Here is a 12,651-nt window from a genome sequence, read left to right as displayed (position 1 = left end):
GCCGCCCGACGGGCCGTCAGGGCAGCACCCGGCACAGGGCGTCCAGGGCCGCCGCCCACGCGTGGTCCGGTGGGGTGCCGTAGCCGACGACCAGGGCGTCCAGCGGTGCCACGGCGGCCTGCTCGTGGCGGAAACGGGACAGTCCGTGGAGGGCGAGGCCCTGCCAGGCGGCCGCCTGGACCACCGCGGCTTCGGTGCCGGGCGGCAGGCGCAGCACGGCGTGCAGTCCGGCGGCGATGCCGGTGGGGCGTACGTCGGGCGCGCGGGTGGCGAGGGCCTCGACCAGGGTGTCGCGGCGGCGGCGGTAACGCAGGCGGGCCGCGCGCACATGCCGGTCGTAGGCGCCGGAGGTGATGAACTCCGCGAGCGTCAGCTGGTCCAGCACCCCGCAGGTGTCGGAGGGTCCCTTGGCGGCCGTGACCTCCGCCATGAGGGACGGGGGCAGCGCCATCCAGGCCAGGCGCAGGCCGGGGGCCAGGGACTTGCTCGCCGTGCCCAGGTAGACCACGCGGTCGGGGTCCAGTCCCTGGAGCGCGCCGACGGGCTGGCGGTCGTAGCGGAACTCGCCGTCGTAGTCGTCCTCCAGGATCAGGCCGCCGGTGCGCCGGGCCCAGTCCGTCACGGCCGCGCGCCGGTCGGGGTGCAGGGGCACGCCCATCGGGAACTGGTGGGCGGGGGTGAGCAGAACCGCTCCGGGGCCGCTCAGTTCGCCGGTGACCGTGCCGAGTTCGTCGAAGGGCAGGGGGCGGGTGCGCAGGCCCGCGCGGGCCAGGAGGTCCCAGTGCACGTCGAGGCCGTACGACTCGACCGCGACCGTGGTGACGCCGCGGGCCCGCAGCACCGTGCCGAGGATCCGCAGCCCGTGTGAGAAGCCCGCGCACACCAGCAGGTGGTCGGGGTCGGTGCGGACGCCCCGGACCCGGGCGAGATGGCCGGCCAGCGCGGTGCGCAGTTCGGGCCGGCCGCGCGGGTCGCCGTAGCCGAGGGCGTGGTGGGGGGCGGCGGCCAGGGCGCGGCGGGCGGCCTTGAGCCACTGGGTGCGGGGGAAGGAGGCGAGGTCCGGGGTGCCGGGGACGAGGTCGTGGACGGGGCGGGGGATTTCGCGCGGGTGACGGACCGCGCCGGTCTGCCGGGCGTCCGCGCTCGGCGACGGCCCGAACGGCGAGGCGGGTGCCCCCATGGCCACACGCGTGCCCGAGCCCTGGCGGGCGGTGAGCCAGCCCTCGGCGACCAGGTCGCCGTAGGCATCGGCGACCGTGTTGCGGGCGATGCCCAGGTCGGCGGCGAGGGTCCGGGAGGAGGGCAGCCTGGTTCCGGGGACCAGACGGCCGGTGCGGACCGCCTCGCGCAGGGCGTCGGTGAGGCCGCGGCGCACGCCGGGACCGGCCGGTTCCAGATGCAGGTCGACGCCCAGAGTGGCCCATGATTCCGCCATGGAAATGGACCATACTCCTGGGCTGCTTCGCTCATAGGGTCGGGCGTATGGCTACGACGACGAACACCGGCGAACACACGGACACCACCGAAGGCGCCCCCGCGTACGCGCCCGAGCACGAGCCCCGTATGCAGTGGGCCAAGCACGCCCCCGAGGTCTACAGGGCGATGGTCCGGCTGGACGCGGCCGCGGGCCAGGGCCTGGACCCGCGGCTGCGCGAGCTGGTCAAGATCCGCGCCTCGCAGCTGAACCACTGCGCGTTCTGCCTGGACATGCACACCAAGGACGCGCTCGCGGCCGGCGAGAGCGTGGAGCGGATCGTGCAGCTCGGCGCCTGGGAGGAGTCACGGCACTTCTACACGGAGAAGGAGCTCGCGGCGATCGAGCTGACCGAGGCCGTCACGGTCCTCACCGACGGCTTCGTGCCGGACGAGGTGTACGAGAGGGCCGCCGCGCACTTCGAGGAGGCCGAGCTGGCCCATTTGATCGCCTCGATCACGGTGATCAACGCCTGGAACCGGTTCGGTGTGACGGCCCGCGCGGTCCCGGGCCACTACACGCCGGGGCAGTACAAGTGACGACCCCGGTCCAGGGGCCGGCCGGGCCCCTGGACCGGGAGGCCCGGCGGGCCCCGTCCTCGTTCAGGGCAGCCACGCCTTCCACGTGGACCGGTGGCCGTCCACCCACTTCTTCGCCGCCTCGGCCGGGGTGAGCTTCTGGTCGGCGATCATCAGGGAGACCTCGTTCTGGTCCTCGGTGGTCCACTTGAACTTCTTCAGGAAGGCGGCCGCCGCGCCGCCGGACCGGGCGAAGTCGGCGTTGAGGTACTTGCGCAGCGCCGTGTGCGGGTAGGCGCAGGCGACCTTGGCCGCGTCCGCGTCGCAGCCCTCCTTGTACGGCGGCAGGCGCACCTCCGTCATGGGGACCTTCTCGAACAGCCACTGCGGCGCGTACCAGTACGTGAGGAAGGCCTTCTTCTCCTTGGCGAACTGCTTGATCTGGGTGATCTGCGCCGCCTCGGAGCCGGCGAAGACCACCTGGTAGTTCAGGTTCAGGTTCTTCACCAGCGCCTTGTCGTTGGTGACGTAGGACGGGGAGCCGTCCATCAGCTGGCCCTTGCCGCCGCTCTCCGCGGTGCGGAAGAGCGGGGCGTACTTGTCGAGGTTCCTCCAGTCGGTGATGTCCGGGTACCTCTTGACGAGGTACGTCGGGACGAACCAGCCGATGTGCCCGGTCACTCCGAGGTCGCCGCCCCGCGCGATGGTCTTCTTGTCGTCGACGTAGCGCTTCTCCTGGTCGGGGTGGCCCCAGTCCTCCAGGATCGCGTCGACGCGGCCCTGGCTGAGCGCGTCCCAGGCGGGGACCTCGTCGACCTGGACGGTGTCGACGCGGTAGCCCAGCTCGTGTTCGAGGAGGTACTGGGCGACGGCCACGTTGGCCTGCGCGCCGACCCAGGACTGCACGGACAGGGTCACGGTCTTCGAGCCCCGCGCGCCCGCGAACGGCGAGGCCTGCCGGGTCATGTCGGCGGCGCCGCAGCCGCAGGTCAGCGCCAGCACCGCGACGGCGGCGGTGAGAGTCGTACGGCGTCCCATGTCAGGCTCCCTTCCTGGTGCGGCGGCCGGTCGGCTGCGTCACCCGGTCGAGCATCAGGCCGAGGCAGACGATCGCCGCGCCGGCGACCAGGCCGGTCGCCAGGTCGCCCTGGGCGAGGCCGAAGACCACGTCGTAGCCGAGCGCGCCGCCGCCGACCAGGCCGCCGATGATGACGACGGCGAGGACGAGCACCACGCCCTGGTTGACGGCGAGCAGCAGCGCCGGGCGGGCGAGCGGCAGTTGCACCTGGCGGAGCTGCTGGCCGCTGGTCGCGCCGAGGGAGCGGGCGGACTCCAGGGCCGCCGGGTCGACCTGGCGCAGGCCCTGCGCGGTGATCCGGACGACCGCGGGCAGGGCGTAGACGACGGCCGCGGCGACGGCCGGGGCGCGGCCCACGCCGAACAGCGCGACCACCGGGATCAGGTACACGAACTGCGGCATCGTCTGGAAGACGTCGAGGACCGGGCGCAGCAGTTTCTCGAAGCGGTCGCTGCGGGCGGCGGCGACGCCGGTCGCGAAGCCGAGCACGAGGGTGACGGCGACGGCCGCCAGCACCTGGGACAGGGTGTCCAGGGACGGCTTCCACACGCCGAGCACACCGATGGCGGCCATGGCGAGGACGGCGGTCAGCGCGGTGCGCCAGGTGCCGATCAGCCACGCGAGGGCGGCGACGATCAGCAGCACCGACCACCATGGCAGCCACTGGAGGCCGGAGCGGACCGGGTCCAGGATCCAGGTGGTGAAGCGGCCCGCCCAGTCGGCGGTGCCGCCGATGTACGGGACGCCGGAGTACAGGTGGGCGGTCATCCAGCCGACGGCGCGGTTGACGGGCTCGGCGATGCCGACGGTCCAGTCCGCGGGCCAGTCCTGGCGGCCCGCCAGGCGCGCGGTCAGGGCGGCGGCCACGGCGGCGACGGCGGCGCAAGCCCAGGGGCGGACGCCGTGCCGCTCCTGTCCGAGGCGCTCTCCGGCGGCTCCGGTCACCCGGTCCAGTACGACGGCCAGCAGCACGATGGGGACGCCGGCCGCGAGCGCGGCACCCACGTCGACCGAGGCGAGCGCCTGGTAGACGCGGTCGCCGAGGCCGCCGGCGCCGATCACGGAGGCGATGACCGCCATGGACAGCGCCATCATGATCGTCTGGTTGACGCCGAGGAGGAGTTCCTTGCGGGCCAGCGGGATCCGGGCGGTCAGCAGGCGCTGGCGTGCGGTGGCGCCGAGGGAGTCGACCGCCTCCAGCACCTCCGGGTCCGCGCCGCGCAGGCCGAGCGCGGTCAGCCGGGCCATGGGCGGGGCGGCGTAGACGACGGTGGCGAGGACCGCGGCGGGTACGCCGATGCCGAAGACCAGGACGACGGGGAGCAGGTACGCGAACGCCGGGAGCACCTGCATGGTGTCCAGGACCGGGCGCAGGACCCGGTCCATGCGGTCGGACAGGCCCGCGGCCAGACCGAGCAGGGTGCCCACGAGGACGGAGGCGAGGACCGCGACCACCATCAGGGCGAGCGTCTGCATGGTCGACACCCACATGCCGAGCAGTCCGCAGGCGACGAAGGCGGCGGCCGTGCCGAGGGCGAGCCGGACACCGGCGACGCGCCATGCCACGAGGGCGGCGGCGGCCGTGACGCCCGCCCAGCCGGCGGCGAGGAGCGTCAGGTAGACGGCGCGCACGGAGATCACGACCGCGTTGCTGACGTGGCCGAGGAAGTAGAGGAACAGCGGGTGACTGTCGCGGTTGTCGATGATCCAGTCGCTGGCGCCGCCGAGCGGCCCGGACAGGTCGATTGTCAGCGCGTGCGGCCACGTTCCGCTCGCCCAGCGGGAGTGGGCCAGCGGGACGAGGACGGCGGCCAGGACCGCGAGGACCAGGAGCTTGTGGCCGGCGGGGCGTTTGAGCACGCCGGGCAGGCCGGCACGGAGAGCCGGGGCGCCGATCGCCGCCATCAGACGGCCTCCGGGGTGGCGTCGGCGTCGCGCGGGACCGCCACCCCGCGCCCGCGCGGTGCCGTGGAGTCGGTTCCGGCCACCACGGACAGCAACGCGTCCGAGTCGACGACGCCGACGCAGCGGCCTCCGTCGACCACGCGTGCTGGTGCTCCCGCTCGGGCCACCGCCTCGATGGCCTGCGCGACCGTGGCCTCCGGGGGAATCGCCGGGCCGCTGCCGGCCTCGTCGGCGGAGGCCGGGCGCATGGCCCCACGGACGGTCAGGATCTGCTCGCGCGGGACGTCCCGGACGAACTCGCGGACGTAGTCGTCGGCCGGGGAGCCCACGATCTCCTCGGGGGTGCCCAGCTGGACGATGCGGCCGCCGCGCATCAGGGCGATGCGGTCGCCGAGCCGGAGGGCCTCCTGGAGGTCGTGGGTGATGAAGACCATCGTCCGGCCCTCTTCCCGGTGCAGGCGGACGACCTCCTCCTGCATGTCCCGCCGGATGAGCGGGTCGAGCGCGCTGAACGGCTCGTCGAACAGCAGCACTTCGGGGTCCACGGCGAGGGCGCGGGCCAGGCCGACCCGCTGGCGCTGACCGCCGGACAGCTGGGCCGGGCGGCGCTCCTCCATGCCCTGCAGACCGACCTTGGCGACCATCTCGGCGGCCCGCTCGCGCCGCTCGGACCGGGCGACGCCCTGGATCTGGAGGCCGTAGGCCACGTTGTCGAGGACCGTGCGGTGCGGCAGCAGGCCGAAGTGCTGGAAGACCATCGCGGCGCGGTGCCTGCGCAGGGCGCGCAGCCGGGCCCCGTCCATGGCGCGCACGTCCTCGCCGTCGATGGCGATGGTGCCCGCGGTCGGCTCGATCAGCCGGGTCAGGCAGCGCACCAGCGTGGACTTGCCCGAGCCGGACAGGCCCATGACGACGAAGACCTCGCCCTTGCGCACGTCGAAGGAGACGTCGCGGACCGCGGCCGTGCAGCCGGTGCGCTCGCGCAGTTCGGCGGGGCCGAGCGCGCCGAGCTCCCGGTCGGCGGGGACCCGGTCGGCGCGGGGACCGAAGACCTTCCACAGGCCGTCCACCGAGAAGACGGGGGTGGGCCCGGAGTCGTCGGTTGGCGGTTTGCGCGTGGGGACCTCGAGAGCCATCAGCGCTCACCTCCGAGCAGGTCGACGGCCTTCTCCCCGACCATGAGCACACCGATCATGGGGTTCACGGCGGGCATGGCCGGGAAGACGGAGGCGTCCGCGATCCGGATGCCGTCCAGCCCGCGGATACGCAACTCGGGGTCGACGACCGCGCGTTCGTCGTCGGCGGCGCCCATCCGGCAGGTGCCCGCCGGGTGGTAGACGGTGTGCGCGACCTTGCGGGCGTACTCGCTCAGCTCCGCGTCGCCGAGGATCTCCGGACCGGGGCACACCTCCCGCTTCAGCCAGCCGGCCAGCGGTTCGGTCTGCGCGATCCGGCGGGCGATGCGGATGCCGTCGACGAGGGTGCGGGCGTCGTGGTCGTCCTCGTCGGTGAAGTAGCGGAAGTCCAGGGCCGGCTTGACGGACGGGTCGGCGCTGGTGAGGTACAGCCGGCCCCTGCTCCTCGGCTTGGGGATGTTCGGGGTCATCGACACGCCGTACGGCGGACGTTCGTAGCCCAGGCGCTCCGGGTTGTCCGTGAACGGGATCTGGTAGAAGTGGAACATCAGGTCCGGGCCCGCGCTTGCGGGGTCGCGGCGCACGAACAGGCCGGCGTCGGAGTCCATCGCGGAGTTCTCCGGGAGGGGGCCGTTCGTCTCCCACACGATCACCGACTCGGGGTGGTCGAGCAGGTTCTCGCCGACGCCCGGCAGGTCGTGGACGACGGGGATGCCGAGCCTCTCCAGGTCGGCCTTCGGGCCGATGCCGGAGTGCAGCAGCAGCCGGGGCGAGTCGACGGCGCCCGCGCAGAGCACGACCTCGCGGCGGGCCCGTACGAGGAGTTCGGCGCCGTCCTTGGTGCGCACGTGGACGCCCTCGGCGCGGGTGCCGTTGAGCTGGAGCCGGTGCGCCCAGGTCTCCAGCAGGATCGTCAGGTTGGCGCGCGCGTCCATCACCGGGTGCAGATACGCCACGGAGGCGCTGGAGCGCTTGTTGTCCTCCGGGTGGTAGGCGAGGTCGAAGAAACCGACACCCTCGTGGAACGGCTTCTTGTTGAAGCCCTCGACGCGCGGCACCGCGAGCGCGGCCTGCGCGGCGTCGACGAAGTCGCGGGCGATGGCGTTGCGGTCCTTCTCGTCGACGGCCACGATGTTGTTCTTGAGCCGGGCGTAGTACGCCTCCATCGGGACCGCGCCCCAGCCCTTGGCACCGGCCGCCTCCCACTCGTCCCAGTCGGACGGCAGCGGCTTGAACGCGATGAGCGTGTTGTGCGAGGAGCAGCCGCCGAGGACCCGGGCGCGGCTGTGCCGGATGTGGGAGTTGCCGCGCGGCTGCTCGGTGGTCGGGTAGTCGTAGTCCAGTTCGCCGCCGAGCAGGCCCATCCAGCGGCGCAGCGTCAGCACGTCCTCGCGGCCCACGTCGCTGGGGCCGCCCTCGATGACGGCGACGGTGACGTCCGGGTTCTCCGTGAGGCGGGAGGCGATGACGGAACCGGCCGTGCCGCCGCCTATGACGACGTAGTCGAACTCGTGGGTGCTCTCGGGCATCGGGCTCGTACTCCAGTGGGAGGTCGGGAGGTCCGGGGACTTCGGGGTCTGCGGTGGTGCCGGATGCGGCCGCGGCGGCGGGGTGCGCGGCCGCAGCCGGCGGGGCTCAGCCCGCGAACCAGCGCACCGGCCTGGGGGCGAGGTTCTGGTAGACGTGCTTGGTCTCGCGGTACTCGGCGAGCCCGGCGGGGCCGAGCTCGCGGCCGACGCCGCTCCTGCCGAAGCCGCCCCACTCCGCCTGCGGGAGATAGGGGTGGAAGTCGTTGATCCAGACGGTGCCGTGGCGCAGCCGGCCGGCCACGCGCCGGGCACGGCCCGCGTCGGCGGTCCACACGGCGCCCGCGAGCCCGTACTCGGTGTCGTTGGCGAGCGCGACCGCCTCGTGCTCGGTGCGGAAGGTCTCGACGGTGAGGACGGGGCCGAAGACCTCCTCCCGGACGACCTTCATCTGGCGGGTGCAGTGGTCGAGGACGGTCGGCTCGTAGAAGTAGCCGGTGGCGGGCCGGGTCTCCCCGGGCTCGGGCCGCTTGCCGCCGCAGCGCGGTACCGCGCCCTCGGCCAGCGCGGAGGCGACGTACGCCTCGATCCTGGCGCGCTGCTGCTCGGAGACGAGCGGACCGCACTCGACGCCGGGCGCGGTGCCGCGGCCCAGGCGGATCTTCCGGGCGCGGCGGGCGAGTTCGGCGACGAAGCGCTCCCGGACCGGTTCCTCGACGATGAGCCGGGCGCCCGCGGAGCAGACCTGGCCGCTGTGCAGGAAGGCCGCGTTCAGGGCCTGGTCGACGGCGGTGTCGAAGCCCTCGTCGGTCGCGCAGGCGTCGGCGAAGACGATGTTGGGGTTCTTGCCGCCGAGTTCGAGGGCGACCTTCTTGACCGTGTCGGCCGCGGCCCGGGCCACCTTCGCCCCGCTGACCAGGCCGCCGGTGAAGGAGACCAGGCCCACGTCGGGGTGTTCGGCGAGCCGGGCGCCGACGGTGTGGCCGGGGCCGGTGACGATGTTGGCCACGCCCGCGGGCAGGCCCGCCTCGACGAGCAGGTCGATCAGCGCGACGGTGGTCAGCGGGGTGATCTCGCTCGGCTTGACGACGAAGGTGTTTCCGGCGGCGAGCGCCGGGGCGATCTTCCAACTGGCCTGGAGCAGCGGGTAGTTCCAGGGCGTGATCAGAGCGCAGACGCCGACCGGCTCGTGCACGACGACGCTGTGCACGTCGGGCGTGCCCGCGTCCACGACCCGGCCGGGGGCTTCCGCGGCGACGAGTCCGGCGAAGTAGCGGAAGGCGTCGGCGACGCAGTCGACGTCGACGCGGCCCTCCTCCACGGTCTTGCCGGTGTCCCGGCTCTCCAGCAGGCCGAGTTCCTCCCGGTCGCGCACCAGGAGGTCGGCCACCCGGCGCAGCAGGGCGGCACGCTCGGCGACCGGTGTGCGCGGCCAGGCGCCCTCGCCGCCGTCGAAGGCGCGGCGGGCGGCCTCGACGGCCACGTCCGCGTCCTTCTCGTCGCCCTCCGCGACCACGGCGAACGGAGCCGCGTCCGCGGGGTCGAGGATCTCGCGTGTCGCGCCGCCGATCGCCTCGCGCCACTCCCCGCCCGCGTGGATGGTGCCGCGCGCACCGCGTCCCGTACTGTCCGCCATGATCGGTACTGCCTTCCGCTCCTGCTCAGTTGCCCTGTGTCACGTCGTGTCATCCACAGGGAGAGTGAGCGGGCACCTGCCCCCTTCGTCGAGGTCCATGCCCCACCGGTGACCGGAAGTGTTCCGTGTCACGGAACTTGGGGGCATCACTGGACAAACAGGGTGTCGCGCGGGTGTCCGGAGCGGTGATGGATCAGTCCGCGCAGGTGGCGGAGGACGGACAGAACCAGTTCAGCGCCGCGCTGAGGACCTCCTGCTCGTCGTCGCGGCCGTCGGATTCGGGGCCGTAGGAGGCGAGCGCGTACAGCCTGCCGTCGACGGCCAGGAAGCGTTCGTCCACGACGTGCCAGGTGCCGATGTCCGGTTCGCCCCTGAGGGAGTCGGCCAGATACTCCAGCCGGGAGCCGGTGAAGTCGCCGCTGTCCAGGTTCACCCGGGACAGCGTCCGGAAGCCCTGGGGCTTGGGCACGTCCGCGGACAGGTACTGGTCGAACGACTCGTCCGGGGAGGACTCCTGCACCTCGTACACCTGGAGCCGGTGACGGCCCGTGGAATCACGGTAGTTGACGATGTCCATCCCGTACCGGGAGCTCACGGTGGACCGCTGGTGCTGCCAGCCGTCGGGCACGGCGATGCGGAAGCCCTCCGGGTCGTCGTAGGCGGTGTAGCCGGCCGGCGGCTCGTCGGCCGACGGGGACGGCGTCCCGGTGTCCGGTTCCGGTGAGGCGTACGTGGTCGGGGGCGGTTCGGACGTGGCCGGGGTACCGCTCGTCGTGGCGGCCACCCGGTCGCCGCCGTGTCCTCCGCTGCCGGGACCGAGGGTCACCACAAGGGCGACGGCGACCCCCACGGCCGCGGCCGAGCCGATCACCGCCACGGCGGTGCGCCGGCTGTACCCGCCGGGCACGGCCGGCGGCGCCGACGGGGCTGCCACGGGCCAGGGGCCGGTGGGCGCGTCGGCGTCGGGATCCCGGACCTCGCCCGGCGGCCAGGCCGGCATGTGCGCCGGCCGGGCGGGGGGTGGCGGGGTGGCCCGCGCCACCTCCGCGGTGCCGTCCTCCCAGCGCTGGGTCTCCTCGTTCCAGTGACGCTGTCCCCCGTTCATCGCGCTCTCACTGTCCCAGCAGTCCCGCCACGGCACCCGCGGAGGCGAGGACGTTCAGCAGGGACTGGGAGTCGGCGAGCAGCCCGCGCAGGCGCTCACGGCGGGACGGGCCGGCCTGGCCGGTGGTGGTGATCTCCTCCTCCGTACCGGCGAGTTCGGCATCCAGCGCGGCGGTCTGCTCGGTGCCGCGCACCCGGGTCAGATCGGCGCGCAGCTCGCGCACCGCGGCCAGCAGTTGCTCGGTGACCTCGTCGCGCTGCGGTCCTGTGCCGTGATGGCCGACGGCGCTGGCATGGCTGCCGATGGCGAAGGTGCTGCCCGAGACGTTCCCCATGGATACGTTCGGCTCACGCCGGTCGGTCATCGCTGCCCGTTCCCCTCCGCGGCTCGGGGCCGCTGCTCGCGGTCGCGTGCGAACCGACGGCGAAGGTGGAGCCCTCCACCGAGTCGATGTTCACACCGCCGTTGCTGATGTTGACGATCTTCTGGACGAACTCGCCGGTCTGGTAGCCGGCGTCGGCGAGCGCTGCGCGCACGCCGTGCGCGATCCGGTCCTGGATCGTGCGCAGGTAGCGGTCGACATCCATCTGCTGGAACAGCGACCCGTCCGGCGCGGACCCCAGCTCACGCACCGACAGGGCGGGGCCCTCCGGCAGCGCGCCGGCATTGCCGGCCGTCAGCAGCCGCCAGTTGAACCGGATCATCCGTCCCAGGTCGAACAGGGCGATGCCCAAGGACACCGGTACCCGTGGCACGGCGTAGGCGGCCTTGCCCAGCAGGCTGTTGCGGTTGTAGCGGTGAGCGGTGCGGTCGGCGTCCTTGAACTCCGGCCGCACCGGGTTCAGTACGTGCGGGGCGACCTCCAGCATGAGCATCCGGCCCTGGGTGTGCACGCGGACGAAGACGCTGACGATCAGCTCCCCCTCCCAGCCACCGACCCGCACGCACAGGAAGTGCCGCCGTTTCTCGGCGCCTTCCTCGGCGGCGCGCATCCGGTGGTTCTCGAAGGCCTGCGGATCGTACGGGGCATCCTCACGACGCAGCATCCCCTCGACGGGCAGGAAGACGCACTCGTCGATCTCGAGCCGGCGCAGTCGGTCGCGCACGGGGTACGCGGCGGTCGTCGCCGATTCGCGGAGCTGTTCCAGCAGCGGGCGGACGGTCTCCAGGACCGCCCGGTTGCTCAGCGGGCGCTGCTTCTTCATGCCGTCGGGGCGCAGTTCGACGGCGAGCACCCAGGTGTCGTGCGCGGTTCCGGCCCCGCAGAACGGGCGGGCCTCGTGATACATGACCAACTGCTGATGCTGTTCCGCGCGGACGCGCCCGACCAGCCGCCGGAACCGTCCGCCCTCGGCCCGGAGGGCCGGATCGCTCGCGGCGTCCGGGAAACGCCGAGGGGAGAGTTCCGCCGTCAGCGCCCGGGTGACCTGGCTGCGCCGGGCGGCGAGGCAGAGCGCGATCAGCGCGAGGACAGCGATCGAGAACCATGCCTCCCGAGGGCCGATCGTCTTGTCCGTGAACAGGTCGGACAGGCTGGTCGGTGAGCCGCTCGACGTCCCGTACTCGCCGTAGTACGCCGACGTGCCCGGGGAGGAGTGGCCGCCACCGGAGAATGCGGCGATCAAGGTCAGCAGGAAGACCCAGGCCAGGCCGATACGGCTGTACCACCGCAGGAACCAGGCCGGTACGCGCCGGTACAGCGGAGCGTGGTCGCTCTTGCCTCTGATCAGGGTGGCGACGGCCAGTTGGACGCCCAGGACGAGGAAGAGCAGCAGCCAGTACCCGGTCAGCACGGCGCCCGCCACCCACAGCCCGAGGAGGGCTCCGTCCCAGGCCAGTTCCAGACGTCGCGCACGCAGGGCGTGGGCCAGGACCCGTGCGGCGTCGAAGCCGAACGACGGAGCACAGAGGCGTTGCTCGTTGACGTACAGCTCGTCGATGACCCGGTCCCGGTATTCGCTGTCCAGGTAGGTGCCCGCGCACAGCAGCCGGGTGGCCTCACTGGCGTACGGCGGCACGGGCGGGGTCGCGTCCGGAGGCGTCGGCTGCTGTTGAAGCGGCACGGATACGGTGCTCACGCGACTCCCCCGAGATGCGAACGGCCCCCAGTTCAAGGAACTGACGAGCCATCAGCATAGGGGTGCGTAAAGCGGTGCGGGAAGCGGTTTGTCAAGAGGGCCCCCTCGGGCCCCGGCCGCAGGCGGCGCCGGCGTACGCGGGCACCGAACGCGCGAGGCCCCGCTCCGGCCGGAACCGGAACGGGGCCTCGCGGA

The 12,651-nt window shown here is 73.1% G+C and carries 10 protein-coding genes; 1 reads left to right on the top strand and 9 read right to left on the bottom strand.

Translation table 11 applies throughout. The annotated features are described in order from the left end of the window. Positions 1 to 16: 16 nt before the first annotated feature. Entirely contained in the window at positions 17 to 1,435 is a 1,419-nt protein-coding gene (locus tag ACIQMV_RS04240) for a PLP-dependent aminotransferase family protein (RefSeq protein ID WP_402591011.1), read from the bottom strand. 47 nt (positions 1,436 to 1,482) lie between these two features. On the opposite strand from ACIQMV_RS04240, the gene ACIQMV_RS04235 reads away from it, so the two are divergent. Continuing rightward, positions 1,483 to 2,013 carry a carboxymuconolactone decarboxylase family protein gene (locus tag ACIQMV_RS04235; protein WP_141359186.1) on the top strand — a complete coding sequence of 177 codons (531 nt, stop codon included), beginning with the start codon at positions 1,483 to 1,485 and terminating at the stop codon, positions 2,011 to 2,013. A 63-nt stretch (positions 2,014 to 2,076) separates the two neighbouring features. On the opposite strand, the gene ACIQMV_RS04230 is transcribed toward ACIQMV_RS04235, so the two are convergent. The 8 genes from ACIQMV_RS04230 to ACIQMV_RS04195 all read right to left on the bottom strand — a co-directional run bounded on the left by ACIQMV_RS04230 (position 2,077) and on the right by ACIQMV_RS04195 (position 12,456). Then, on the bottom strand, positions 2,077 to 3,030 hold the full coding sequence (locus ACIQMV_RS04230; RefSeq protein ID WP_402591009.1) for an ABC transporter substrate-binding protein: 954 nt from the start codon (positions 3,028 to 3,030) through the stop codon (positions 2,077 to 2,079). Position 3,031: 1 nt separating this feature from the next. Next, on the bottom strand, positions 3,032 to 4,975 hold the full coding sequence (locus ACIQMV_RS04225; protein WP_402591007.1) for an ABC transporter permease: 1,944 nt from the start codon (positions 4,973 to 4,975) through the stop codon (positions 3,032 to 3,034). Continuing rightward, the gene (locus ACIQMV_RS04220) at positions 4,975 to 6,111 is read right to left on the bottom strand and encodes a glycine betaine/L-proline ABC transporter ATP-binding protein (RefSeq protein WP_402591005.1); all 1,137 of its coding nucleotides are present in this window, start codon (positions 6,109 to 6,111) and stop codon (positions 4,975 to 4,977) included. Before ACIQMV_RS04220 ends, ACIQMV_RS04225 begins: the two co-directional genes overlap by 1 nt. Beyond that, a complete protein-coding gene (locus tag ACIQMV_RS04215) occupies positions 6,111 to 7,640 on the bottom strand; it encodes a GMC family oxidoreductase (protein WP_402591003.1) in 1,530 nt (509 codons plus the stop codon). The genes ACIQMV_RS04220 and ACIQMV_RS04215 overlap by 1 nt, the downstream gene beginning before the upstream one ends. A gap of 106 nt (positions 7,641 to 7,746) precedes the next feature. Further along, a complete protein-coding gene (locus ACIQMV_RS04210; RefSeq protein WP_402591001.1) occupies positions 7,747 to 9,273 on the bottom strand; it encodes an aldehyde dehydrogenase family protein in 1,527 nt (508 codons plus the stop codon). Positions 9,274 to 9,466: 193 nt separating this feature from the next. Further along, positions 9,467 to 10,378: a hypothetical protein gene (locus tag ACIQMV_RS04205; RefSeq protein WP_402590999.1), complete on the bottom strand. Its 912-nt coding sequence runs from the start codon at positions 10,376 to 10,378 to the stop codon at positions 9,467 to 9,469. A gap of 7 nt (positions 10,379 to 10,385) precedes the next feature. Beyond that, positions 10,386 to 10,742: a hypothetical protein gene (locus ACIQMV_RS04200; protein ID WP_141359197.1), complete on the bottom strand. Its 357-nt coding sequence runs from the start codon at positions 10,740 to 10,742 to the stop codon at positions 10,386 to 10,388. Beyond that, positions 10,726 to 12,456 carry a hypothetical protein gene (locus tag ACIQMV_RS04195; RefSeq protein ID WP_402590997.1) on the bottom strand — a complete coding sequence of 577 codons (1,731 nt, stop codon included), beginning with the start codon at positions 12,454 to 12,456 and terminating at the stop codon, positions 10,726 to 10,728. The genes ACIQMV_RS04200 and ACIQMV_RS04195 overlap by 17 nt, the downstream gene beginning before the upstream one ends. Between the last annotated feature and the right edge of the window lie 195 nt (positions 12,457 to 12,651).

The sequence above is a fragment of the Streptomyces sp. NPDC091412 genome, assembly GCF_044756885.1.
Taxonomy (GTDB): domain Bacteria; phylum Actinomycetota; class Actinomycetes; order Streptomycetales; family Streptomycetaceae; genus Streptomyces.
The sequence above is the reverse complement of the archived record's forward strand: the minus strand, read 5'-3'. Positions and strand labels throughout refer to the sequence as shown.

Bases quoted from the DNA above. Each gene is read 5' to 3' on its own strand.
- ACIQMV_RS04225 (WP_402591007.1), bottom strand. From the start codon at position 4,975: ATGGCGGCGATCGGCGCCCCGGCTCTCCGTGCCGGCCTGCCCGGCGTG.
- ACIQMV_RS04235 (WP_141359186.1), top strand. From the start codon at position 1,483: ATGGCTACGACGACGAACACCGGCGAACACACGGACACCACCGAAGGC.
- ACIQMV_RS04205 (WP_402590999.1), bottom strand. From the start codon at position 10,378: ATGAACGGGGGACAGCGTCACTGGAACGAGGAGACCCAGCGCTGGGAG.
- ACIQMV_RS04215 (WP_402591003.1), bottom strand. From the start codon at position 7,640: ATGCCCGAGAGCACCCACGAGTTCGACTACGTCGTCATAGGCGGCGGC.
- ACIQMV_RS04210 (WP_402591001.1), bottom strand. From the start codon at position 9,273: ATGGCGGACAGTACGGGACGCGGTGCGCGCGGCACCATCCACGCGGGC.
- ACIQMV_RS04220 (WP_402591005.1), bottom strand. From the start codon at position 6,111: ATGGCTCTCGAGGTCCCCACGCGCAAACCGCCAACCGACGACTCCGGG.
- ACIQMV_RS04230 (WP_402591009.1), bottom strand. From the start codon at position 3,030: ATGGGACGCCGTACGACTCTCACCGCCGCCGTCGCGGTGCTGGCGCTG.
- ACIQMV_RS04240 (WP_402591011.1), bottom strand. From the start codon at position 1,435: ATGGCGGAATCATGGGCCACTCTGGGCGTCGACCTGCATCTGGAACCG.
- ACIQMV_RS04200 (WP_141359197.1), bottom strand. From the start codon at position 10,742: ATGACCGACCGGCGTGAGCCGAACGTATCCATGGGGAACGTCTCGGGC.